Consider the following 23,529-nt stretch of genomic DNA (forward strand, 5'->3'; position numbering starts at 1 on the left):
GAGGCGGGGCTTCGACTTTACTCGCCCGATTGGCGTTCGTAGTTGCGAAGCATCACGCCCGTCGCGCGCCGCAAGCCGAGACGCTCGTAGAACGGCACGACGTCCTCGTCGCACAACACGTCCACCATGTACAGGTGCGACAAGTCACGCGCCAAGCGGCGAACGATCTGCGAGCCGACCCCGCGCCCCTGGTATTCCGGCAGGACTTCCAACAAGGGAACGTAGGCGCTGAGGACGCCGTCGCTGACGGCGTTGGCGAAGCCGACAACGCGTTCGCCCTCGAGCGCCAGCACGACTCGGTAGCTTCCCTGGAGGAGGCGCAACAGAGTCTCGGGTCGCGGCGCGTTCGGCCAGCCGACGAAGAAACCCGTGAGATGCTCGGCGGTGACGGTCGACAAGTCGGAAGTGTACGTGATCACGCGTTCATGATGCACGCTCCGACTTTGGCGGACGACCTCTTTTGCAGGGAGGCCGTCCGAACGTCCGACGTCAAGGAGAAGCGAGCCGCTTGAAGTAGAAGTGTTGCTGCGCGCTACTCCCGCCTTCGGTCTAGTAGCCGACGAGTTCCTAGCCTTCTCCAGGCGAGCGATGCGTCACGCGGCGAGCAGCAGCCGAGCGGCGAGGGCGAACATCACGGTCGCCACGAAGAAGTCGAGGACTCGCCAAGCGGCGGGACGCGCGAAGAGGAACGCGAGGCGCGAGGCGACGAAGGCGAGCGCGAAGAACCACGTCACGGACGCCAGCATCGCTCCGACGGCGAACTCGGCGCGAGGAGGACCCTCGAAGCGCGCGGACACGGTGCCGAGCAGGACGACCGTGTCGAGGATGGCGTGAAAGTTGAGCAGGCTGAATCCGGCGGCGGCGAGGGCGACGTCGCGCGCCGACGTCGGGGCGTTGCCATCGAGGTCGACTCGGCCGGGCTGGAGCGCCGAGCGCAGGGCGCCGACGCCGTACCACGCGAGGAAGAGCGCCCCGCCGATCGTGGCGAGCCGCACGAGCAGAGGACTCGCGGCGAGGAGCGAACCGATTCCCAGCACCCCGACGGTGATGAGCGCGACGTCTCCGAGTGAGCTCACGAGCGCCGCGACGTACGCGTGACGACGGCGCAGGCCCGCGCGCAGCACGAAGGCGTTTTGCGGGCCGATCGCGACGATGAGGCCGAAGCCGAGCAGGAGTCCTTCGAGCAGGGCGCGCACGCGAGGCAGTGTAAATCATGAACTGTAAGACAGGACGGCAAGGTTCGTTCGTCGAGGCGACTATCGTGGACTTCATGAAGCTTTACACGAAGACCGGGGACCGGGGAGAGACGGGCCTTTACGGCGCGGACCGCGTCAGCAAGGCTCATCCCAGGGTGGAGGCGTACGGTACGGTGGACGAAGTCAACAGCCTTCTCGGCGTGGCGCGGGCACACTTGCACGCCCAGGCGACGCGTGACGAGGCGCTCGACGCGGACCTCGCGTACTTGCAAAACGCGTTGTTCGACCTTGGCGCGGACCTCGCGACGCGCGAGGAAAGTCCGTACGCGAAGAACATCAGCCGGATCGACGACGCGGACGTGACCTTCTTGGAGGAGATGATCGACCGCTACCAGGAAGGCGCGCCGAAGCTGACGCGGTTCATCCATCCGGGCGGCACGATCGTCGCGGCGACGCTGCAAGTCGCGCGGGCCGTCGCGCGGCGCGCGGAGCGTGACGTGGTGCACCTCAGTCACGAGGAGCCCGTCAACGACGCGGCGCGAATCTATCTCAACCGTCTCTCGGACTTGCTGTTCGTCATGGCGCGCGCGGTGAACGCGAGAGCGGGCTTGCGCGAAGACGAGTGGCACGTGAAGGGCCGCAAGGAGAGCTGACATGCAACCACCGACCGTGGACGAGTTGAGGCACGTGGACGTGCTCGCCGATCTTCCGACGTCCGCCCTCGAATGGCTCGCGCAGCGTTGCGACGTGCGCGACATGCAGGACGGCGAGGTGTTCGTGCGCGCCAAGGAGCCCGCCGAGCACATGCACTTCATCTTGTCGGGCTTGGTGGAATACGAGCGCGAGGAAGGCGGCGTCGTGCGCGGCCACTGGGTGGTGAACGCGGGCGAAGTCGGCGGGATGTTGCCGAGGTCGCGCATGACCGAGTTTCCGTCCACGGCGCGCGCAGTGGGACACACCCGCGTGGCCCTCTATCCCAAGGCGGGCTTCGACGAGCTCGCCGAGCAGGTGCCCGATCTCGACGGTCGGCTTTTGTCGGTGATGGCCCTGCGCATTCGCCAATCGGCGCTCGCCGAGGAGCAGCGCGAGCGCATGAGCGCGCTCGGCAAGCTCGCGGCGGGTCTCGCGCACGAATTGAACAACCCGGCGGCGGCGGTGCGCCGCGCGGCGTCGGATTTGCGCGGGCGCCTCGACGACTTTCCGGCGTTGCTGATCGACTGGTTGAGCGCGCAACCGTCGCCGGATCACGTGCGGGCGATCGAGGCGGTCTCGCAAGCGGCGGCCAAGCGCGCCGAGGAGCGCGTGACGACGCTGAAGCGCTCGGAGTTGGAAGACGAGCTCGCTGATTGGCTCGACGACGAGGACGTGCCGGGCGGCGCGGACCGAGCGGGAACGCTCGTGGAGGCGGGCGTGCGCGTCGCCGATCTCGACGCGCTTCGTGACGTGTGCGGCGAGCACCTCGCGGGGGCCGTGTCGTACTTGGAGTTCCGCCTCGCGAGTTCGGCCTTGCTGCGCGACGTGGAGCTCGCGTCGGGGAGAATCTCGGATCTCGTGGCGAGCGTCAAGACCTACTCGCACATGGACCGAGGCGCGGACCGCGTCGAGACGGATGTCCGCAAGGGCTTGGACTCGACCGTGACGATGCTGGCGTTCAAGTTGCGCACGAAGCACATCACGGTGGAGCGCGACTACGACGAGGACCTTCCGAGCGTCCTCGGCGACGTCGGCGCGCTGAACCAAGTCTGGACGAACCTCATCGTGAATGCCGTGGACGCCTTGCACGAGGGCGGCGGCATCACCCTCAAGGCGTGTCGACGTGGCGAGGACGTGGCCGTGTCGATCATCGACGACGGGCCGGGCATACCCGAGGACGTGCAAAAACGCGTTTTCGAGCCGTTCTTCACGACGAAGGGCGTCGGGGAGGGCACGGGGTTGGGACTCGACCTCGTGAACCGCGTCGTGACGCGTCAGCACGGCGGAACGGTGCGCGTCTTCTCGCGTCCGGGCCGCACGGAGTTCCTCGTGACGCTCCCGACGACTACAGTGAGAGCATGACTGCCTCTTCGAACGTGTCGGCTCCGAAGCCCGTGCTGCTTGTCGTGGACGACGACGCGGAAGTGCTGCGCGCCGTCGCTCGGGACCTCAGGCGACGCTACAGCGGCGAGTACCGCGTCTTGCGCGCCGAATCGGCCGAGGAAGCCTTGGCGGCCTTGCAGGAGGTGCGCGAACGCGGCGACCCCGTGGCGCTCTTGCTGTCGGATCAGCGCATGCCGACCATGGACGGCGTGGCCTTCCTCGGCCGCGCGAGCCTCTTGTTCCCGAGCGCGAAGCGCGCGCTCCTGACGGCGTACGCGGACACGGACGCGGCCATTCGCGCGATCAACGAGTCGCGCGTGCATTACTACCTCACGAAGCCGTGGGATCCGCCCGAAGAGAACCTCTTTCCGATCGTGGACGACCTTCTCGCCGATTGGCGCGGCGACTACAAGCCGGGATTCGGCGGCGTGAAGATCGTCGGGGATCGCTGGTCGCCGAAATCGCACGAGTTGCGTGACTTTTTGGCGCGAAACGGCGTCCCGTACACCTTCTACGACCTCGAAGGCGACGCGCAGGCCGCCGAGCTTCGTCAAGACGACGAGGGCCTTCCGGTCGTGATCTTGCCCGAAGGCGAGCGCCTCGCGAGCCCGAGCGTCTCGGACGTCGCGCACGCCATCGGCCTCAAGGGCACGGCGTCGCGGCCCTTCTACGATCTGGCGATCGTCGGAGGAGGACCCGCCGGACTCGCCGCAGCGGTGTACGGAGCTTCCGAGGGCTTGTCGACCGTCTTGATCGAACGCGAAGCGCCGGGCGGTCAGGCAGGCACGTCCAGCCGCATCGAGAATTACCTCGGCTTTCCCTCGGGCCTCTCGGGCGGCGACCTCGCGCGGCGCGCCGTCACGCAAGCGCAGCGGTTCGGCGTGGAGATCCTCACGCCGAGGGACGTCACGAGCATGCGGGCCGAAGGGCCGTACAAGTACCTCACGTTGGAGGACGGCTCGGAGATCGGCGCGCACGGCGTCGTCATCGCGACGGGCGTGAGTTGGCAAAAGATTCCGGCGCGCGGCGCGGACACCTTGACGGGACGCGGCGTGTACTACGGCGCGTCGCGCGTCGAAGCGATCGGATGCGGAGGGGAGGACGTGTTCATCGTCGGGGCGGGCAACTCGGCGGGGCAGGCGGCCTTGTACTTCTCACAGTTCGCCGCGAGCGTCGTGATGCTCGTGCGCGGCGAGAGCTTGGAGTCGAAGATGAGCATGTACCTCGTGGAGCGCATTCGCGAAGCGCCGAACATCGAGGTGCTGACGAAGCACGAGGTCGTCGCGTGCGAAGGCGAGGAGCGCCTCGAAGGATTGGAGATCAAGAACGCCGCGACGGGCGAGACGTTCCGGCGTCCCGCCAGCTATCTCTTCTCGTTCATCGGCGCCGCGCCGCGCACGGAGTGGCTCGGCGACGCCTTCGCGCGTGACAAGCGCGGTTACCTCCTCGTCGGAGACGCCCTCACGAGCGAGCACCTCGGAGCGTGGCCCTTGCCGAGGCGTCCGTTTCCGCTCGAGACGAACGTGCCCGGCGTGTTCGCCGTCGGCGACGTTCGCGCCGATTCCGTCAAGCGTGTGGCGTCGGCCGTGGGCGAGGGTTCCGTGACGGTGTCGTTCGTGCACCAGCATCTGGCGAGTTTGTGAATCGTTGACGCCACGCTCCCGGCTTCTTCCTCGCCGGGAGCGTGGCGTTTGCCCGTGCTAACCTCTCCCCCGTGGCCGACGTCTCTCCTTCCGATTCGGCGCCTTCGGGCCGCACGCGCGAACTGCTGACCTTGGCCGGGCCCTTGATGTTCTCGAATCTCGCGTACACCGCCGTCGGCTTCACGGACACCTTGATCGTGGGTCGCATCGGCGTCGCGGAAGTGGGCGCGGTGGGCTTCGCGGGCATCGTGCTTCTGACGATCCTGCTGTTGTTTCGGGGCAGCCTCAACACGGCGGCGACGTTCGTGGCGCGGGCGCTCGGATCGGGAGACCGCCCCGGGGTGCGCCGCTGGGCGGGCGTGTTCTTGACGTTGTCGCTGATCGGAGTTCCGCTGGCGTTCGCGGGACCGTGGATCGTGGACGTGGCCTTCGCGCTTTTGCAGCCCGACCCGGTCGTGGCGCGCATCGCGCGGGCGTACGCGCACGTCCGCATCTTCGAGACGCCGTTCGTGCTGATCGGAACGGTGAGCTTGTCGATCATGGTGGGGCTGGGCAATACGCGCACGCCGATGGTGCTCGCGTGGCTCGTGATGATCCTCAACGCGGTCCTGGCGTCGCTGTTCGTGTTCGTCTTCGGCTGGGGAGTGCGGGGCGCGGCGTGGGCGGCCCTCGTCGCGGTGATCGTGCAGCAGATTCTGGCGTTCGCGCTGCTGCATCGTCTGCACGGCGGGCTGTTCGGCGGCTTTCCCTTCTTGCGTCCGAGGCGCGCGGAGATGGCGAGTTTCGCTCGCGTAAGCTTGCCCGTCGGCGTGACGGAACTCGGCGAGGTGAGCGCCTTCACCGCCTTTCAAGGCGTCATCTCGCGCCTCGGGGCGACGGAGCTCGCCGCGTCCCAGATTGCCAATCAGCTCGCGAGCCTCGGTTTTCTGCCCGCGTTCGCTCTGTCGGCGGCGACGGGCAGTCTCGTGTCGCGCGCCCTCGGAGCGCGCCGGACGGACGTCGCGGCGAAGGTCGGCTGGCGCGGCGCGGGCATCGCGGCGGCCTTCATGAGCGTGCTCGGCGCGCTGTTCCTGCTTTTCCCGAGGCAACTGCTCGGCGTGTTCAACGGGGACGCGGGCGTGTTGCGCCTCGGCGTGCCGATTCTGGCGGTGATGGCGGCGTACCAAATTCTCGACGGCGTCGCGATCGTGCTCGGCGGAGCGTTGGGCGGGGCGGGCGACACTCGCTTCCGCCTCGTCGTGACGATGACGGGCAGTTGGATCGTGATGGTCCTCGGATCGGTGTTCCTCGCCGCGCGCTTCGGCGTGACGGGCGCGTGGGCGGCGGCGTTGCTGTACATGATCGTCGCGGCCCTGGCGTACGTGTGGCGCTTTCGCAGCGGACGTTGGCAAGGGCGGACGCTGTGATCCGGAAGTGCCCGGGTGTAAAAGAATTGTAAGAAAAGCGAAAGAACGGCGGGCGTACATTCTCACTCGAAGTCATCTTCTCGGAGGACGTATGCAACGCACATCCCTTCTTCTCGCCCTGACCCTCGGGGCGCTCGTTTCCTCTGCCTCGGCCGCCAAGCTCACCATTTGGACGCAGTACGAAGGTCCGGAGCTCGCGTGGCTGAAGTACCAAGCATCGAAGTACGCGTCGGAATCCGGCAAGACGGTGGACATCGTCAGCGTGAAGAACGACGATCTGCGCACGCGTCTGCTCGCCGAAGGCCCGAAGGGCAAAGGCCCCGACCTCATCGTGAGCCAACCGCACGACCGCATCGGCGAGTTCGCCGCCGCCGGCGTCATCGCGCCCGTCGATCAGTTCGTCCTGGCCAAGGCCGACCTTTCCGAAGTCGCCTTGGAGGCGATGACGTACCAAGGCAAACTGTACGGCCTGCCGATGTCCGCCGAGGCGGTCGCGGTCGTGTACAACAAAAAGCTCGTCGCGAGCGTTCCCACGCTGTGGAGCACGTTCGTCAGCACCGCCAAGCGCCTCACGAAGAACGGTTCGTACGGCTTCGCGTACGACGTCGCCAACGCTTACATGGGCTATGGACTCGTGAGCGCGTACGGCGGGTACATCTTCAAGAACAAGGCGGGCACGCTCGACACCAAGGACCTCGGAATCGGCAACGCGGGCGCCGTTCAAGCCGCGCGCCTCATCAACGACTTGCGCTTCAAGTACGGCCTCGTTCCGGCGAGCCTCAAGCCTGACGTCATGAAGAAGGCCTTCCTGGACGGCAAGCTCGCGATGTACCTCACGGGCCCGTGGGACATGGGCGACATCAAGAAGGCGGGCATCGACTACGGCATCGCGCCCATGCCGACCCCCCCGAGCGCCAAGAACCCCTGGCAGCCCTTCGTGGGCGTGCAAGGCGTGCTGCTCAGCGCGTACAGCAAGGACAAGGCGGGCGCCGTGCAACTCGCGTGGAAGCTCGTGTGGGGCGACGCGCAAGTGCAGTTCAACAAGGCAGGAGGGCGCATTCCCGTCTCGAAGTTCGCCCTCGCGCGCCTCAAGGACGACGCGGTCGTGAGCGGTTTCGGTGCGAGCATCGCGCGCGGCGTTCCCATGCCCAACGTGCGCGAGATGGGCGCCGTGTGGGGCCCTTGGACGACGGCCTTCACGGACAGCACCGCCAAGGCCAGCCCGAACTTCCAAGCGATCTTCGCCAAGGCCGTCTCGGACGTCAAGAAGAACATCAAGTAAGACCCGCACCTCGAGCGCCCTCTCTGCCCTCTCCCCTTTGGTCGAGAGGGCGCTTCACTTTCCGTGAGGCACGGCGCTCAGCGCAAGTTGACCGAGCGCGCCCAGTTCAGGACGGCCGCGTTGAAGGCCGCCGCCTGCTCGGAGTTCACGGCGTGCGCCGCGTTGGGAATGACCACGAGGCGCGAACCCTTGATTTGCTGCTGAAGCTTCACGGAAAGCACGACCGGGTACACGGTGTCTTCCTGTCCCACGACGATGAGGGTCGGGACGCTCACGGTGCGCGCCACGGGCAGGAGGTCACCCCGCCCGGCGAGGGCCTGCGCGCCTTGCTGCACGGCGGGCAGCGACGCCTGCTTGATGAGTCCCTCGACGAACAAGCGCTCCTGCTGGCGGTTCATGCGCGTGCGGCCCGTGATCATGTCCTTGACGAGTTCGGGCACGATGGAGTTCACGCCGTTGCGCGTCGCCTGCTCGCTCACGCCGCGCCACACGTATTGCTCGGTGATCGAGGCCGGATTGGCCGTCGTGGCGATCAGCAGCATCCCGAGGAAGCGCTGCGGCGCCGCGCGGTACATCTCCAAGGTGATCTGGCCGCCCATGCTCATCCCACCGATGACGGCCTTGTCGATGCCGAGCTTGTCCATGACGGCGAGCGCGTCGTTCGCGTACGTGCGGACGCTGCCCGGCTGTCCGGGAGTGGTGGTGCTGCGGCCGAAGCCGCGCAAGTCGATGGTGACGACGCGGTAGTACTTCGAAAGCGCGGCGACGTTGTCGTTGAAGTACATGCCGTTGAGGGGAAAGCCGTGAATGAGCAGCATCGGCGTGCCCGACCCTTGCACCTTGTAGTAAACCTGCGCGCCCCCCACGTCCACGAGGCCATCTTGAGGCGCGCTTTGCGCGGCGGCGAGGGAGGCGAGGGACGCGGTGACGACGACGGTGAGCTTTTTGAACATACGACCTCCGGGCAGAGAAACTGCCCTTCCCACTTCACTCGACGAAGTGAAGTCGTACGTGGGAACGTTCAACGTCAAACGTAGAGAATTGATGGAGCGCCACCCTATGAAGACTCGCTCACGAAGGCGCCCGCGCCGAAGCCGAGGGCGCGCAACAAGGCGTCGAACGCCCTCGGCGGCAGGTGGCCGCCCGACGCCGCGTCGTGCCCGTGCCCGAACGTGCCGTTGAACTCGCCGAGGTCCACGGCTTGAAACACTTCGGGCAAGTTCAAGTCCTTCCTCGCCGTGCGGGCGCTGAACGCCACCATGCCCGGCGCGTACCCCGTGTTCGCCGCGATCACCGCGTGCTGCGGCAAGCGGCCCCGCCACTGCTGCGCGATCAAGGGATGAAGTTGCGCCGCCGAGCGCAGCTTCACGAGGGCGAACGGGCGCGTCGCGCTGAAGATCGGCGCGGCCTTGCGAGCGACGGCAAGCTCCGCGTTCACCTCCTGGCGGTACGCGTGCAGCACGTCGTCGTCGGCCACCGCCCTCGGCGAATCCGCCGTCATGAGCAGGCGCAAGGGACGCTCGACGTCGAACGCGCTCGAGCGGCGCGCGGCATTCACGAGGGCGACCGCTTCCTTCAACCACTTCGCCGTGTACGCCTTCTTCACGCTCGCGAGACGCTCCCAAGGCGCCTTCTCCCCGAGGTCCCCGACCACCCCGACCGCCGCGATCCAAGCGAGGTCGTCGACGTCCGCGAGGGGCGCGAGCAATTCGAAGGCCAGCCACGCGCTCGTCGGAATCGGATCGAGGTCGTACCCGGAGATCACGACCGAACGCCCACCGGGAAAGCCGTCCGGTCGGTGATGATCCACGAACAAGGTCGGTACGTCCGTGAGGGGCCACCGCGCGTTGACGCCGAGATCCGTCACGATCAGGGCGCTCGGCGAACGCGCCAGCAGACGTTCGCCCGCCGAATCCGAAAAAGCGCTTTCTCCTCGCCCGCTCGGCACGACCTCGACGTTCTCGAAGCCCAACCGCTTCAGTCCCCGCCCGAACACGGCGCCCGCCGAGAGACCGTCCGCGTCGAAGTGGCAGAAGACGAGCAGGCGGGCGCGGCGGTCAAGCGAGTCGAGAAAGCTTCTCGTCGCTGATCGAAGCGACGGGAGGGCGGCGGACAGGGGAACGGCCATGAGGCATGGTCGCTTAAGGCACGGACCTCGAGGTGAGGTGAAGGGAAAGTCCGCCCCGGACGTCCTTTACTCCACCACGCCGACTGCCATCGGGTACGACCCGATCACCTTCACGAAACTCGCCTTGCGCAGCACGCCGACGAGCGACGCGGCGATGGCGGGATCGCGAGCGTCTCCCTCGAAATCCACGTAGATGAGGTAACTCCACGCCCGATCGCGCCGGGGCCTCGACTCGATCTTCGTCATGTTCAACCCGCGCAACTCGGCGAGGGTCTCGACGAGGAAGCCCGGCGTGTGCCGCACCGCGAACACGAGCGACGTCTTGTGCGGCACGTTCTCGCGCGGCGGTTCGTTGCGCGACAAGACGAGGAAGCGCGTGAAGTTGTACGGTTCGTCCTCGATGCCTTCGGCGAGGACGCTCAAGCCGTAAAGTTCGCCCGCGCGCGACGAAGCGATGGCCGCTTCGTCGCGCGCGCCCGACTCGGCGAGTTCACGCGCGGCGCCCGCCGTGTCGTACGCCGCGACGGGTTGCAGGTGGTGACGAGCGAGAAATCCGTCGCACTGCGCGAGGGCTTGCGGGTGAGAGCGAACGCGCCGCACGTCCTCAAGGTTCACGCCGGGCAGCGCGAGGAGGTTGTGCCGAACGCGCACGATGATTTCCCGTACGACGTGCAAGTCGGTTTCCAGCAGCAAGTCGACGTTTTGGTGAACGCTTCCGGCGAGGCTGTTCTCGACGGGAACGACGCCGATCTCGGCGTGTCCGGCGGTGACGGCGGCGAACACCTCGTGAAAGGTGTCGAAGCCGCGCGGCACCGCGCCCTCGATGCACGCGAGGGCGGCCTTTTCGCCGTACGCGCCCGACACGCCTTGAAACGCGACCGTCTTGGTGCCGACCGAACTGGAATGCTGCGTCATCGCGGGGCAGTCTACGAGGCGGCGGGCGGGCGGCGCAAGGAAGCGGGCTAGACTCCCGCGCGGGCGGGGGCTCTATGCTTTTGCTCGTGACGAACATCTTGGATTTGGACGTGACGGCCCTCTTGAGTTCTTTGCAGCGCGGCGAGGTGAGCGCCGTGGACGTGACGAGCGCGTACCTGGCGCGAATCGAGCAAGTCAATCCGCAGGTGAACGCCGTGCTGGAAGTGAATCCGGAGGCGCTGGACGTCGCGGCGCGGTTGGACGCGAGCGGCGAGCGGGGATCTCTCTTCGGCGTGCCGGTGCTTTTGAAAGACAACATCGACACGGCGGACGAGCTTCACACGTCGGCGGGCGCGTGGAACTTGCGCGAGCACCGCGCGAAGCGGGACGCGCCGCTCGTCGCGGCCCTTCGCGCGGCAGGCGCGGTGATTCTCGGCAAGGCGAACATGACCGAGTGGGCGAACTTCATGACCTTCGGCATGCCGAACGGCTTCTCGTCACGCGGCGGGAAGGTTCGCAATCCGTGGGGAGACGACTTCGACGTGGGCGGATCCTCGTCGGGCAGTGGCGCGGCGGTCGCGGCGCGCCTCGCGCCGATCGCGATCGGGACGGAGACGAGCGGGTCGATTCTGTCGCCGGGCAGCAGCAACGGCGTGCTGGGCGTCAAGCCGACCGTGGGACGCGTGTCGCGTTCGGGCATCATCCCGATCAGCGCGACCCAGGACACGGCGGGCCCCCTCGCGCGGTCGGTGCGCGACGCGGCCTTGCTGCTGAGCGTGATTTCAGGCAGTGACGAGCAGGACGCGGCGACGAGGGGCGCGCCGACGTTCGACGCGGCCCTGTCCGACGGCGCGTTGCGAGGCGCGCGGCTCGGCGTGGGGCGCAAAGTCTTCGAGTCGCTCGGCGACGAGCAGAAAGCCGACGTGGAAGCGGCGCTCGACTTGCTGCGAAGCGCGGGCGCGGAGGTGATCGATCCGTGCGACCTCGACACGCTGGGCGGCTTGTCGTTCGGCGGCGAGGAGGTGCTGGTGTACGACTTCAAGCGCGACTTGAACGCGTACTTGCGGACGGTGGAACGCGGCCCGACGTCGCTACGCGAGGTGATCGCGCAAAACGAGGCCCACCCGGAGCACACGCCGTACGGGCAGTTGCTGCTGCTCGCGGCGGAGGCGACGAGCGGAACGCTTTCGGAAGCGTCGTACCACGCCGCGCGGGCGCGGGACGTGCGCCTCGCGAAGGAAGGGTTCGACGCGATGATGGACCGCCATCGCTTGGACGCTTGGCTCACACCGGGCGCGCGGGCGGCGCACGTCGGGGCGAAGGCGCGCTACCCGAGCGTTACCGTGCCGATTTCACGCGGCGCGAAACCGATCGGCCTCACCTTCACGGGCCGCGCGTGGTCGGAAACGCGTCTGATGTCGCTCGCGGCGGCCCTCGAGGTTGCCCGCGGCGATTGGCGATTCGCTCTTTAAGGCTTCTTGACGGAAGCGCGCTTCATGGGCGCGACGTGCGCCGAATCGGGACCGTCGTACTGAAAGGTCAGGCGGTTGCTTCCCGACACCGTCCGAACATCGCTCGCGTTCCAGCGCGCGAGCGTCGTTCCTCCGTTCGTGAGCCGCAATTCGCCGCTCGGCAAGCTCTCACCGAAATCTTTGCTCCAAGCGATCTCCAAGATGTTTTTGCCGCGCCGCAGATACGAGGCGACGTCACGGCGCTCGATGCTGGCGACGTCGCCGAGCGGTTTGCCGTTGATGGTGACGCGGGCGATGCCTTTTTGCATGAACGCGCGCAGCAACACGCCGCCGGGCGGCTTGTCGTCTCGCACGACGGCCAAGTTGACCGCGCCCGTCTTGGGCTTCAGGACGCCGTCCACGCGGTAACGCAGCAGGACTTGCGCGTTTTTGCCGTCGATTCGGGCGATGACGACTTCGGCGGGTGCGTGCAGGGACGTCCAGCCGAGCCGCACGAAGTTCTCGCCCGACGCCATCAACGACGTGACGGTGCGAGTGCGGGTGGTCGCGCCTTGAAAGCGCAAGAGGGTCGAGCCGACGACGACGCGTACTTCCGCGCCGCCCGGAGTCACGGTGAGAACGTAACGAGGCGACTGAACCGCCGTGGCGGCGCAGCTCAGAAAACACAACAGCAGCGGCAGAACGCGGTTCAAGTTGATCCACTTCAACATGCACCTGCACGATGAGAAAAGAATTTCAAGATTACTTCAAGATTTCTTAAGAGGAGCGGCAAAGCGGGCGCGAGCCCAGCGTACACACCCTCACGGGCGCGTTCGCTAGGCTGCCGACATGAACGACGCGCCCCCCGCGCGCGCCGACGTTCCCGTCTTCGGTCTCGTGTGCGTGACCGCGTCGGACGCCGTGCGCTTCAAGACCGTCACCCGCACCAACTACCTCAAGCTCGACGAGGCGGCGCGGTACGAGAAACTCGACTTCCTGTACCGCGAGAACACGCGGCGTCTGCTGGGCGCGTTGGAGTTCTGCAACGCGCGCGGGATTCGCCTGTACCGCATGACGTCGCAACTCTTTCCAATGAGCGACCTCGAAGACGGCATCGGCGCGCGGGTGCTGGCCGAACTGGCGCCCGAACTGCCCGAAGTGGGACGGCGCGCCGCCGCCTACGGCATTCGCGTCGTCGTGCATCCCGACCAGTTCGTGGTGCTCAGCAGCGACTCGGAGACGGTGTACGAGAACTCCGTCCTGATCTTGGCGCAGCACGCCCGCAACCTCGACTTGATGGAGCTGCCGCGCAGTCCGTGGAGCATGCTGCTGCTCCACGGCGGAAAGGGCGGACGCGGCGAGGTGCTCGCGCGCCGAATCGCCACCTTGCCGCCTGAAATTCGCTCGCGCCTCGCGCTGGAGAACGACGAGCACGCCTACGGAGCGCAGGCGATCCTCGACGTGTGCCGAGCGGCGAGCGTTCCGATGGTGTTCGACGCGCATCACCACGTCATCAAGGAGAAGCTGCTGAACTACGAAGACGAGAGCGTGGAGCGCTTCACCCGCGCCGCGCGGGACACGTGGCCGAACCCCGACGATCAACTCGTGCATCTGTCCAACGGCAAGGAAGGCATCCTCGATCGTCGTCACTCGGACCTCATCGACACCTTCCCGACCGCCTTCTTGAAGGTGAAGTGGGTGGAAATCGAGGCGAAAGGCAAAGAGGACGCCATCGCCGATTTGCAAGCACGTTTCGCCGATCCGCACGCGCCGATTCTGACGGTGCGCCGCGTCCCGCCCCCCGAAGCCGCTTACCCGGACAAGGAAGAGGTGTAGACGACCGTTCGCAGGTCCGCGAACGCTTGCTCCAGTTCCCGGCCGAGCTGCCGCAAGCCCCACTCCTCGCTGCGGCGGTGCCCGAGCGCCACGATCCCCATCCCGACTTCCTTCGCGTGCCGCGCGCCGAGAACGCGCCCTTGCCCCGTCACGAGAGCGTCCACGCCCTGATCGTGCAGCGCCCTGACGAGTTCGGGCCGAAAGGCGTTCACGAGCGCCACGCGCCGAAGGGGGTCGCGGGCGGGCGCGGCGACGTCCTCGAAGGCTCCGAATTCCCCGAGGAGCGCCGTGAGAAACGCGCTCCAAGTCCGCTGGGGAGGCGAGGCGATCACCCCGAAGCGCCGCCTGTCCATGTCGAACGGCCGCACGTCACGCCACTCGAGCCGCTCGATCAGCGGTTCGTTCTCCCCTGTCGTGAGCTTCTCGTCGAAGCCGTGGTGAGACGTCAGAATCGCCCGTCGGGCGAACGCCGATCCCGCTCGGAACGGGCGGTGCAGAAACACGGCGTCCATGTTCGCCTCCTCGGGTACGTCCATCGGTTCGAGAGCGAGGGCCAAGACGCCCACGGTGTCCGTGTCGCCCTTTCGGTACAGTGTCGGTAGGTCGTCACGTCCCAAGCGGACTTCCAGCCACGCCGCCAACTCATGCACGCTCGTCATGCTTCAAGGTAGACGCGATCTGCAGCGGCATCCTTGACCCTTCCTCCACAGATCGCTAGGATATTGAAGCTCGCACGGGCGGTTAGCTCAGCGGTAGAGCGTTCGCCTTACAAGCGAAGGGTCGGGGGTTCGAATCCCTCACCGCCCACCACAAAACTTGCGCCGAGCGCGACTTTTCCCGCCTTCGAGTTTCGAGGGCGGGAATCGTCTTGAGGCTGGGCTGTAGCGAACAGTAGTGCGCGGTCCTTCGTCCGGACGTCCGGGAAATGAGGCGGGCCGTGTTCCCTGCGGAGAACTCGCCGCGCCCCGCTCGCTTGAGCCCCTTTCTACACGCCAACGCGGTGACTTCTCTACACGCCAACGCGGCGTGTAGAGAAAGTGCAGAGGGGGCGCCGGGCACACTGCTCTCGTCGCTCCGGCAAACCGGAGCCAAGGGAGAACACATGAAGAACTTGCCCCGCAATTTGGCCTTGTCCCTCGGTCTGCTCGCCTTCACCGCCTGCTCCTCCACGTCCCTGCCCAACCCCACGCCGCCGTCGCCCAACCCCTCCACGCCAGGCACGGACACGCCCAGCACGGGCACGCTGACGCCGATCATCAAGCCCTCCACCCGGGTGCTCGAAGCGGCCAGCCGCGAGGCGCTGACGCAACTGAAGGTCGTGGCCGCCCCCACCAACGGGCCCCGCGTGGTGGAGTTGCGCTACAAGACCGTCACGCCGTTCCTGGCCGCGCTGAAGACGGGCGACGTGCTCGTGAGCGAGCCGAGCGCTGCGGCACCCAGCGGGTTCTTGTTGCACGTCGAGTCCGTCCGCATGGACGGCGCCACGCTCGTCGTCACGGCCCGCGACGCCAAGTTGACCGAGGCGATCGAGCAAGGCGAAGTGAGCATCCAAGAAAGCCTCAAGCCCGAGCGTCTGCTCAACGTCGAGAACTTGACGAGCGGCGTGAGCCTCTCTACGTCGTCGCTGCGCCCTCAAGACCTGTCCACCGGCAAGAACTACAACTACCACCTTTCGCTCGACCACGTGTTCTACGACCAAAACGGTAAGAAGGTCAGCACGAAAGGCCACATCGACTTCAACCTCGACGCCGGCATCACCCTCAAGTTGACGTACGACTGGATCATCCCCACCGGGATTTTCTTCCGCGCCGGCGTGGGCGTCTATCAAGATGCGAAGGTGCAAGTGTCCGCACAGGCGGACGCTCCCATCAACGAAAGCATCGAACTGCAACGCCTGGTGTTCGAGCCGATCATCGTGAGCATCGGACCGGTGCCCTTGGTGTTCGTTCCGACTGTCGCGCTGTCCTTGGACGTCGACGGGCACATCAAGGGCGACCTCACCTACGAACTTATCGAGAGCGTCGGCGCGGGCGCGGCCGTACAGTTCGACGGTGAATTCAGCAAGGACTTCAAGGCGCCCGAACTGAAGTTCGAGCAAGGCTTCAAGAAAGTTCAAGCGAACGCCGACCTCAAGGCGGGGCCGAAAGTGAAGGTGGACTTCTTGCTGTACGGCTTGGCGGGCGCGACGGCCACCGCGCAGATCTACGGCCACGCGGTCGCCAACTACCCCACGGGCACCCCCCAGTTCGACCTCGACTTGTGCGCCAAGGTCACGGCGGGCGTGAACGCGCCCATGATCAGCGACGCCCTCTCGTGGAGCACCACTGTTTTCGACAAGTGCGCCGACGTCGTGACGTGGACGAACAAGCCTCCCGTCATCGAGAAGTTCACCGCCGTGTCCGAGGACTTGTTCGGCGGACCGGACATCACCACCGCGAGCAACGTGAAACTCTGCGCTGTCGCCAAAGACGAGGACGACGCCAAGGTCGCGTTGAACTTCACCTCCTCGAAGGAATCGCTGCCCGCCGCCGACACCAACGGCTGCACCGTGTACCGCTTCAAGACGACGGGGCCGCGCACCTTGACGGTGACCGCCACGGACAGCGGCGGCATGACGGCCGTCAGGTCCTTGACCTTGGACGTCAAGGCCGTCGACGAGCCCGTGCCGACCGTCAGCATCCAGGCGCCCACCGCCGGACAAGTGGTGTACCTCGACGGCGGCGTCGCCACCACCTACCTCAAAGGCACCTCGAGCCTCGACGACTGCAAGAAAGCGAAATGGACGAGCAGCAACCCGGCCGACGCCTTGTCACCCGACAACTGCGGCGCGCCCATCGTGACGTTCAACTCGCTGGGAACGCGCACCTTGACGCTCACGGCGACGAACGGCCAAGGTGAAAGCGGCAAGGCGAGCGTGACGGTCAACGTGCAAGCCAAGCCCGCGAGCAATCTGGCGGCGACCGCGTCCATCACGAAGCCGGCCACGACCAACGGTCAAGTCCCGGCGTTCCACGGGGACACGACCTTCACCGTCGAAGCGCTGCTCGGCGATCCGGAAAACGACAACGTGACGTACAAGCTCACGCTGTTCCGCACCTCCACGCCCGGCGACGCGAAGGTCATCGCGCAAGGCACCGCCACCGGCACGAAAAACGGCTTCTCGGTGGCCAAGGCCATCAAGGTGGACACGTTCTTCGGCCAATGCAGCTCCGGCGAATTCACCTTGCGCTTGGAAGCCTCGGACAATCACCAAGCCTCGCCCACCGTCAAGACGCAGGCGCTGAAAGTGGTGCAGTGCCCGCAGTAAGGCGTTGACGCGAGGAGGGCCGAGTGACACGGCCCTCCTCGCGCTGCTCGCCGATCGGCACGCGGTTCGATTCCGTCGCGTGCCGATCGGCGGTTCTCTGTTTCTCGCTTCCCCTTGGAGGTTGGTCATGTCCGAATTCACCCGTCGTCGCGTCGATGTTCCCGTTCCGCTCACCCCCGGTCAGCACGCGCAGATTCAAGCGAACCTCGACGTCCTCTTCCCCGCCGACGACCGAGCGTTGTGGGCCCTGTTCGAGGAGATCATGGACGCGCGACTGAGGCAGTCGAACGTCGCGCTCGCACCCCGAACCGCCGTTCCCGACGGCGCGTGCGTGCTGCACCTGCGGCGGTGGCTGCAAGGCGAGGTGCCGCTGCCGACGTCGCGGCCTCTCGGTCTCGGCGAAGCGTTGTTCTGGACGTTGGCCGAGGTGCTCGGCGAGGAGTTCACGCTCGACGCCCAAACGGCATGGCGCTCGGTCTGCACCGTCTTGGACGCGGTCGAGGCGAACGACGTCCACGGCGATCCGGCGCGATGATCCCGTTCCAGCGGACCCGACGTTTCGTTCGAGTGGCATGATAAAGGCCCTGAACGTGCCCTCCGTTCGCTTGCGGCGAGCGCGGGCCGCTGAAGCGAGTTGACCGGGAACCGGACGGCGAAGCCTCTTTGAACGCGGCCTTCCTGAAGGTATGCTGAGAGGCAGCCATGTCCGCGTTCCTGCACGTTCAGGTTCTGGGCCACTTCGCCCTGACCTTGGGAGGGGAGGTCGTACCGCCCGGGTCGGTTCGGCGCCGGAAAGTGCGCAGCTTGATCAAGGTGCTGGCTTTGGATCCCAGCCACGCGCTCGCACGCGACGCCGTCATCGACTTGTTGTGGTCGGAGTTGGATCCGGCGGCGGGCGCCGCGCAGTTGTACAACGCCTTGCTCGGGTTGCGCAAAACGCTGGGCGACGCCGCGCCTCGGCTGGCTCAAGGCGTGGTGCGGCTCGCGCCGCCGGGAGGCTTGAGCGTCGACGCCGTGCACTTCCGCGCGGCCGCCGAGGAGGCGCTCGCGTCACGCGAAGCGCCGCGTTTGGCGGCCGCCGCGGCCTTGTTCACGGGTCCCTTGCTGCCCGAAGACTTGTACGAGGACTGGTCGGCGGAGCACCGCGCCGCTCTCAACGACTTGTACTTGCGGGTGCTGGAAGTCCTCGTACAAGCGCAGCCGGAAACGGCCGAGGCCACCTTGCAGCGCATGCTGGCGCTGGACCCGGCCCACGAAGAAGCCCACCTCGCGTTGCTGCGGCTGCATCGGCAACGGCCCGCGAAATTGCAAGCGCAGTTCGAGCAGTACGTGCGCGTTCGGCGCGACGAACTGGGCGCCGAACCCAGCGACGAGGCGCGCGCCATCGTGCGCGAAGCCGAAGCGCAAAGCGCGTCCTCCCCTCACCCGCTCAACCTTCAAGGGCGCGGCGTCTCGCTGCGCCCGTCGCTGCCCGCGCCGCCCACGCCACTTGTCGGACGCGAAGAGGAAGTTCAAGCCGCCTTGGCGTGCCTGCTGGACCCGGCCGTCCGCCTGCTGACGTTGGTCGGGCCTGGTGGCAACGGCAAGACGCGTTTGGCGTTGGACGTCGCGTGGCGCGCGGCCGAGCGCGAGGACTCCCCTTTTCCGGACGGTGTGGTATGGGTGTCGGCGGGCGCGGCGACGGACGACACGCAGCTTCCCACGGCGGTCCTGACCGCGATGGGCCGCGCGGTCGGCCCCAACCCCGAGGCGCAACTGGCCGACGAGTTACGCGGCCGGCGAACGCTGCTGGCGCTCGACAATCTGGAGCACCTGCCCGGCGCGCCCGCCTGGGTGGCGCGAACGCTCGCCGCCGCGCCGACCCTCAAGGTGCTCGCCACGTCCCGCACCTTGCTGCGCCTGCAAGCCGAGCGACCGTTGGACGTGCGCGGGTTGAACCGCAGCGACGCGGCGCTTTTTTTCGAAACGGCGGCGCGCCGCGTGCAAGCCGACTACCGCGTGCCCGACGAGGACGCGACTCGCTTGGCGCGCCTGTGCGACTTGCTGGCCGGATCGCCGCTGGCCGTGGAACTCGCCGCGTCGTGGGTGCGAGCCATGACGCTCGCGGAGATGCTGGAGGAAGTGGAGCGCGACCTCGACGTGCTCGAACGCCCCGCGCCCGACCGCGACGCTCGGCACAGCGGCCTGCGCACGGTCTTCGAAGGCTCGTGGGCGCTCCTCGAAGGCGCGGAGCGTTCGGTGCTCAAGGCGTTGTCGGTGTTCACGGGTCGCTTCAGCGTCGCGGCGGCCCGCGCGGTGGCAAGTTGCGGCCGCGCGACCTTGAGCGCCCTCGCGGATCGGTCGCTCGTGCAGATGGACGAGGGACGGCTCGAACTTCACCCGCTCGTGCGGCAGTACGTACAAGAACAAGCCGAGGAGCAACCGCAGGAGCAGGCGCGATGGCGCGAGGCGCACGCGCGCTACCACCTGACGTGGGCGCAGGACGTGGCGAAGCGGCTCAAGACGCCGGACCCGCGCGCTTTTCGGGACGTGCGGTTGAGCTTGGCGGCCGAACTCGACAACACGCGAGAAGCGTGGCGGTACGCTCGGGCGTTGGATCAAGTCGCCTTGCTGGAGCAAGCGCTGCCCGCCGTGCACGAAGTTCACAGCCACGGCCAGGGCTTGCTCGACTTCGTGGAGTTGCTGACGGACGCGCACGACTTGCCGCCGCGTCTCGCGTCGCGGTGCGCGCTGTACCGAGGCGTGTCGCGCGCTTCGCTGGGCTCGGGTGAAGCGGTCACCGACATCGACGCGGCGGACGCGGGCGACTTGTCCGACGACGAACGCTTGATGGGCTGGACGTCGCGCGCCTACGCGTTGGGACGCATTGGCCGAGGCGAAGAGGCGCTTCGGGACGTGGAGCGGGCGTTGAACTTGAGTCGACGCCTCGCGACGCCGCAAGCGCGGTACTTGGCGTTGAACACCCAAGCGCAAGTCTTGATGTACCTTCACCGCTTGGCGGAAGCCGAAGTCGTGCTGTCCGAAGTCGTGGCGCTGCCAAGCTTGTCGCCGGTGCAGCAAGCCACCACCTTGGCCGAACGGGCCACGTTGATCGGGCGGCAAGGGCACTTCGCACGGGCCGAAGCGGACTTGGGGCGAGCCCTGGAGTTGCTCGACGCGTTGGGAGACTCGCACAACGCTCAGACGGTGCGCCTCAACTTGGGGATGGCGCTTCAGTCACGCGGGGCGTACGCGGAATCGGCGGCGCTGCTGCAAGAAGCCGAGCGTCAAAGCCGTGAGCAAGGCAATCAGCGAACGTTGGCCAGCACTCGCCTCGCCTTGATGACGTGGCACTTCGTGTCCGGGCGCGCTCGAACCGCCTTGGAGTTGGGCGAGGAGAACGTGCGATTGTGCGAAGCGAGCGGGAACTTGAGTACGGGCCGACTGACCCTCATTCGAATGAGCGAAGTCCACTTGGGATTGAACGAGTACGACGAAGCCGAACGCTTGCTGCACCGAGCATTGGACGCGCCCACGCCCGTGCTGATCCAAAACGCCCAGGTGGGCTTGGCGCTGCTGGCATGGCGGCGGGGACGCCATGCCGATGCACGAGCGTGGCTGGAAACGGCCGGACCGGGACGCACGCCGGCGTTGGCGCTGCGGCGGCACACGCTCGAGGCGCTGCTCGCCGAAGAAGCGGGTGACGCCGCGCTCATGCGGGCGTCCTTGGACGCCTTCCACGCCTCCTTGCCGCTGACGCCCGAGCCGTACGCTTCGTGGTGCCGAGCGCTGGTCGCGCCGCTGTTGACGCCTGACGCGGCGCACCACCCCGAAAGCGCCCGGTAATCCCACCTTGACGGGCCGCATCGCCGAGGACCCGTCTTCGACAAGCTTGTTCGGTATGGCGTCGACAAAGATACGCAGGCGTTCGAGTCAACGTTGGCCGCCGCAATGTAAGTCGTCATCTGCACCGTCTTCAAGCAGGGGGGCAAGTGTCCCTCGTGAATTCCGAGGGCATTTTCAGCAGCACGATGACGGTCCGCCGAAAAGAAGAAGCCACGGAGTACCTGACCGTTCGCGAAACAGCCTCCTTCCGCTAAAAAGCGCTTGAAGACGAACAAGGCACCTACATTCAGGGCTCAAGGCAGCTTGCTTCGAATTCGCGGCGTCGTGGCCTGCCCCTGACGCCAAAGTCGCTTCAGGCCACGCCGACGTTCTCGATGGGCAGCGTCACGGACAGGTCAGGGGGAGTGAAGCCGAACACCTGTCCGTAGAACAGTAATTCTCCCTCCAACGCCCGCCGGATATTCTCCGCTCGCCGGAATCCGTGTCCTTCCCCCTCGAATTCCACGAGGGCGGTGGGAAGCCCGCGTGAGCGCACCGCCTCGAACATCCGCCGAGCTTGGTCAGGGGGCACGACCTTGTCCTCCAGTCCCTGGAAGAACACCACCGGGCGCGAAAGCCGTTCGGTGAAGTGAATCGGGGAGCGTGCTCGGTACAGCTCTTTCATCTCGGGGTAGGGGCCGATCAAGCTATCCAGGTAGCGGCTCTCGAATTTGTGGGTGTCCTGCGCGAGCGTCTCGGCGTCACTCACGCCGAAATGACTGGCGCCGGCGGTGAACACGTCGTGGAAGGTCAGGGCGCACAGCACGGTGTACCCTCCTGCGCTTGCGCCCGTGATCGCCATCCGCCGGGCGTCCACATCACCGCGTTGCGCCACGAATCGCGCGGCGTTCACGCAGTCCTGCACGTCCACCACGCCCCACTGTCCCCGTAGACGTTCCCGGTATTCCCGGCCGAACCCCGTCGAGCCCCCGTAGTTCACGTCCAGGACCGCGAACCCACGGGTCGTCCAGAACTGCACGAAGGGGCTGAGGACGGCGAAGGTGGCGCCCGTCGGCCCACCGTGGCCGATCACCAGCAGGGGCGGCCGTTCCCCCTCGGGGCCGCGCGCCAAGGCGTTTCTGGGCGGGTAGAAAAACGCGTGGGCGATCCGGCCGCCTTCAGTGGGGAACGCGATGGCTTCGGGCACGCTCAGGTCCCTCGGATCTACCCTGAACCCAGCGGGCTCGTGCACAACCTCCACGTCGCCCTCCTGGGAGAGTCGCACGACGCACGGCTGACGATCCGGGGCTCCCGCCAGGCAGACCACCCGCGAACCCTGAACTTGCAAGTCCCACGCGAGGCTGAACGCCGTGTCCAAGTCGCGGAGTCGCCCGTGCTCCCCGGCACGCTCCAGCACGGCCAGGTGGCTCTGCCCTCCCTGGTCGTACGCGCACATCAGGCTGTCCTCGCTCAAGAACGCGGAGCGCGCCGGGCTGAACACCCACTGTGGCTCGCCGAACTCGGCCTCCATCGGGCAGAGCGCCTCGACCCGTGCGCCAAGGCGATAGAGGTTCCACCACCCCGTGCGGTCGGACACGAAGTGCAACATCCCGGCGGGAGACCACCGTGGCTCCAGGGCCGATTCCCCCGGTCCACCCGCTATCTGCCGTGCACTCCGCAACGCACCGTCCTCGGCGACGTCGGCGAGCATCAGACGGGTGTCGTCCCACGGCATGTTCGGATGGTCCCATTCGGTCCACGCGAGCCGAGTTCCGTCGGGGCTGAGGCGAGGGGACGCGTAGAAGTCTGCGCCGGTGGCGATCACCACGCCGCCGTCCGTGTTTTCCCCGGCGAGCTCGACGGTCACCAGTTCGTTGCGTGGCTCATGCCCACCGTCCCGGTGATCCTCGCGTACCGCGATGATCCGTTCACGAGGCAGGTCGAGGACCGGGTCGGCGAAGCGCACGTTCAACTTCGGCGTGATGGGCTCGGGCGTCCCACCTGGCGTTTGCCGGTAGAGGCGGCCGTCGGCGAAATGGCTGAAGTAGACCGTGCCGGCATGCACGGCGTAGCAGCGGCCACCGTACTCGTGGACCCGGGTACGGACGTCGAAAGGAGCGGGGGTGACGTCGCTGACGGTGCCGTCTTCCCCACGCTTGACCAGTACGCTGCGACCACCCTCGAAAGGGCGCATCTCGACCCAGTACACGTCAACGCCATCGACGGCGAGGTCGCTCAGGCCGACCGTTCCGGCGGTGATCGCTTCGCTGGTGATGGGGGAAGGCCAAGCGCCGTACGGGTACACCGTCTGATCCTGGTCAGGCATGTTTTGTCTCCTTGGGCCACAGCCTACACGGAAGGCATGTCGAAGGTCGTGCAAACGGTCTTCCCCGCGCGAAGAACTCCTGCCGCCGGGCCGTACCAAGCGAGGGAGGACGACGGCCATTTCGAGAGCGGTCGAGGCCGCGAGAACGTGTTCAGCGAC

The 23,529-nt window shown here is 66.9% G+C and carries 18 protein-coding genes and 1 tRNA gene; 11 read left to right on the plus strand and 8 right to left on the minus strand.

Annotation, left to right across the window (positions count from 1 at the left end; all coding sequences use genetic code 11):
• Nucleotides 1-17 precede the first annotated feature (17 nt).
• Both DES52_RS07200 and DES52_RS07205 read right to left on the minus strand, forming a co-directional pair.
• Nucleotides 18-419: a GNAT family N-acetyltransferase gene (locus DES52_RS07200; protein ID WP_245900783.1), complete on the minus strand. Its 402-nt coding sequence runs from the start codon at nt 417-419 to the stop codon at nt 18-20.
• Between the two features lie 174 nt (nt 420-593).
• A complete protein-coding gene (locus DES52_RS07205; protein ID WP_110886109.1) occupies nt 594-1,196 on the minus strand; it encodes a LysE/ArgO family amino acid transporter in 603 nt (200 codons plus the stop codon).
• Nucleotides 1,197-1,270: 74 nt separating this feature from the next.
• Here DES52_RS07205 and DES52_RS07210 point away from each other — a divergent pair, with 74 nt between their 5' ends.
• From DES52_RS07210 to DES52_RS07230, 5 genes are all read left to right on the plus strand, one after another.
• Entirely contained in the window at nt 1,271-1,849 is a 579-nt protein-coding gene (locus tag DES52_RS07210) for a cob(I)yrinic acid a,c-diamide adenosyltransferase (RefSeq protein ID WP_110886160.1), read from the plus strand.
• Between the two features lies 1 nt (nt 1,850).
• On the plus strand, nt 1,851-3,251 hold the full coding sequence (locus DES52_RS07215; protein ID WP_110886110.1) for a sensor histidine kinase: 1,401 nt from the start codon (nt 1,851-1,853) through the stop codon (nt 3,249-3,251).
• Nucleotides 3,248-4,915, plus strand: a complete 1,668-nt coding sequence (locus DES52_RS07220; protein WP_110886111.1) for an FAD-dependent oxidoreductase — start codon at nt 3,248-3,250, stop codon at nt 4,913-4,915. The genes DES52_RS07215 and DES52_RS07220 overlap by 4 nt, the downstream gene beginning before the upstream one ends.
• 71 nt (nt 4,916-4,986) lie before the next feature.
• On the plus strand, nt 4,987-6,321 hold the full coding sequence (locus DES52_RS07225) for an MATE family efflux transporter (RefSeq protein ID WP_245900785.1): 1,335 nt from the start codon (nt 4,987-4,989) through the stop codon (nt 6,319-6,321).
• Between the two features lie 91 nt (nt 6,322-6,412).
• Complete coding sequence (locus DES52_RS07230) at nt 6,413-7,603, plus strand: sugar ABC transporter substrate-binding protein (RefSeq protein ID WP_110886112.1); 1,191 nt, start codon at nt 6,413-6,415, stop codon at nt 7,601-7,603.
• 77 nt (nt 7,604-7,680) lie between these two features.
• Here the strand turns inward: DES52_RS07230 and DES52_RS07235 are convergent, their stop codons facing one another.
• The 3 genes from DES52_RS07235 to pheA all read right to left on the minus strand — a co-directional run bounded on the left by DES52_RS07235 (nt 7,681) and on the right by pheA (nt 10,646).
• Nucleotides 7,681-8,556 (minus strand): alpha/beta fold hydrolase, encoded by an 876-nt coding sequence (locus tag DES52_RS07235; protein WP_110886113.1) that lies wholly within the window; start codon nt 8,554-8,556, stop codon nt 7,681-7,683.
• A 104-nt stretch (nt 8,557-8,660) separates the two neighbouring features.
• Nucleotides 8,661-9,731: a DHH family phosphoesterase gene (locus DES52_RS07240; protein WP_110886114.1), complete on the minus strand. Its 1,071-nt coding sequence runs from the start codon at nt 9,729-9,731 to the stop codon at nt 8,661-8,663.
• Between the two features lie 66 nt (nt 9,732-9,797).
• On the minus strand, nt 9,798-10,646 hold the full coding sequence (gene pheA / locus DES52_RS07245; protein WP_110886115.1) for a prephenate dehydratase: 849 nt from the start codon (nt 10,644-10,646) through the stop codon (nt 9,798-9,800).
• An 86-nt stretch (nt 10,647-10,732) separates the two neighbouring features.
• On the opposite strand from pheA, the gene DES52_RS07250 reads away from it, so the two are divergent.
• Nucleotides 10,733-12,118 carry an amidase family protein gene (locus DES52_RS07250; protein ID WP_245900787.1) on the plus strand — a complete coding sequence of 462 codons (1,386 nt, stop codon included), beginning with the start codon at nt 10,733-10,735 and terminating at the stop codon, nt 12,116-12,118.
• Here the strand turns inward: DES52_RS07250 and DES52_RS07255 are convergent.
• On the minus strand, nt 12,115-12,828 hold the full coding sequence (locus tag DES52_RS07255) for a hypothetical protein (protein ID WP_110886117.1): 714 nt from the start codon (nt 12,826-12,828) through the stop codon (nt 12,115-12,117). The two genes, DES52_RS07250 and DES52_RS07255, sit on opposite strands and share 4 nt — an antisense overlap.
• A gap of 118 nt (nt 12,829-12,946) precedes the next feature.
• Here DES52_RS07255 and uvsE point away from each other — a divergent pair, with 118 nt between their 5' ends.
• Nucleotides 12,947-13,933: a UV DNA damage repair endonuclease UvsE gene (gene uvsE / locus DES52_RS07260; protein ID WP_110886118.1), complete on the plus strand. Its 987-nt coding sequence runs from the start codon at nt 12,947-12,949 to the stop codon at nt 13,931-13,933.
• Here the strand turns inward: uvsE and DES52_RS07265 are convergent.
• Nucleotides 13,909-14,592: a Nif3-like dinuclear metal center hexameric protein gene (locus DES52_RS07265; RefSeq protein WP_110886119.1), complete on the minus strand. Its 684-nt coding sequence runs from the start codon at nt 14,590-14,592 to the stop codon at nt 13,909-13,911. The genes uvsE and DES52_RS07265 overlap by 25 nt on opposite strands.
• A 76-nt stretch (nt 14,593-14,668) precedes the next feature.
• On the opposite strand from DES52_RS07265, the gene DES52_RS07270 reads away from it, so the two are divergent.
• From DES52_RS07270 to DES52_RS07285, 4 genes are all read left to right on the plus strand, one after another.
• Nucleotides 14,669-14,743 (plus strand) — tRNA-Val (locus DES52_RS07270).
• 292 nt (nt 14,744-15,035) lie between these two features.
• Nucleotides 15,036-17,240, plus strand: a complete 2,205-nt coding sequence (locus DES52_RS07275) for a hypothetical protein (protein ID WP_110886120.1) — start codon at nt 15,036-15,038, stop codon at nt 17,238-17,240.
• 127 nt (nt 17,241-17,367) lie between these two features.
• Complete coding sequence (locus tag DES52_RS07280) at nt 17,368-17,775, plus strand: globin family protein (RefSeq protein WP_170130936.1); 408 nt, start codon at nt 17,368-17,370, stop codon at nt 17,773-17,775.
• 167 nt (nt 17,776-17,942) lie between these two features.
• Nucleotides 17,943-21,065, plus strand: a complete 3,123-nt coding sequence (locus DES52_RS07285; RefSeq protein ID WP_110886122.1) for an ATP-binding protein — start codon at nt 17,943-17,945, stop codon at nt 21,063-21,065.
• A 352-nt stretch (nt 21,066-21,417) separates the two neighbouring features.
• Here DES52_RS07285 and DES52_RS07290 read toward each other — a convergent pair whose 3' ends face one another.
• A complete protein-coding gene (locus DES52_RS07290; RefSeq protein WP_110886123.1) occupies nt 21,418-23,370 on the minus strand; it encodes a S9 family peptidase in 1,953 nt (650 codons plus the stop codon).
• Nucleotides 23,371-23,529: the final 159 nt, after the last annotated feature.

It is taken from the genome of Deinococcus yavapaiensis KR-236 (genome assembly GCF_003217515.1).
GTDB classification, from domain to species: Bacteria; Deinococcota; Deinococci; order Deinococcales; family Deinococcaceae; genus Deinococcus_A; species Deinococcus_A yavapaiensis.

Coding starts and splice junctions, on each gene's coding strand:
- DES52_RS07210 (WP_110886160.1), top strand. CDS start 1,271: ATGAAGCTTTACACGAAGACCGGGGACCGGGGAGAGACGGGCCTTTAC.
- DES52_RS07215 (WP_110886110.1), top strand. CDS start 1,851: ATGCAACCACCGACCGTGGACGAGTTGAGGCACGTGGACGTGCTCGCC.
- DES52_RS07220 (WP_110886111.1), top strand. CDS start 3,248: ATGACTGCCTCTTCGAACGTGTCGGCTCCGAAGCCCGTGCTGCTTGTC.
- DES52_RS07230 (WP_110886112.1), top strand. CDS start 6,413: ATGCAACGCACATCCCTTCTTCTCGCCCTGACCCTCGGGGCGCTCGTT.
- DES52_RS07235 (WP_110886113.1), bottom strand. CDS start 8,556: ATGTTCAAAAAGCTCACCGTCGTCGTCACCGCGTCCCTCGCCTCCCTC.
- DES52_RS07240 (WP_110886114.1), bottom strand. CDS start 9,731: ATGGCCGTTCCCCTGTCCGCCGCCCTCCCGTCGCTTCGATCAGCGACG.
- pheA (WP_110886115.1), bottom strand. CDS start 10,646: ATGACGCAGCATTCCAGTTCGGTCGGCACCAAGACGGTCGCGTTTCAA.
- DES52_RS07255 (WP_110886117.1), bottom strand. CDS start 12,828: ATGTTGAAGTGGATCAACTTGAACCGCGTTCTGCCGCTGCTGTTGTGT.
- uvsE (WP_110886118.1), top strand. CDS start 12,947: ATGAACGACGCGCCCCCCGCGCGCGCCGACGTTCCCGTCTTCGGTCTC.
- DES52_RS07265 (WP_110886119.1), bottom strand. CDS start 14,592: ATGACGAGCGTGCATGAGTTGGCGGCGTGGCTGGAAGTCCGCTTGGGA.
- DES52_RS07275 (WP_110886120.1), top strand. CDS start 15,036: ATGAAGAACTTGCCCCGCAATTTGGCCTTGTCCCTCGGTCTGCTCGCC.
- DES52_RS07280 (WP_170130936.1), top strand. CDS start 17,368: ATGTCCGAATTCACCCGTCGTCGCGTCGATGTTCCCGTTCCGCTCACC.
- DES52_RS07285 (WP_110886122.1), top strand. CDS start 17,943: ATGTCCGCGTTCCTGCACGTTCAGGTTCTGGGCCACTTCGCCCTGACC.
- DES52_RS07290 (WP_110886123.1), bottom strand. CDS start 23,370: ATGCCTGACCAGGATCAGACGGTGTACCCGTACGGCGCTTGGCCTTCC.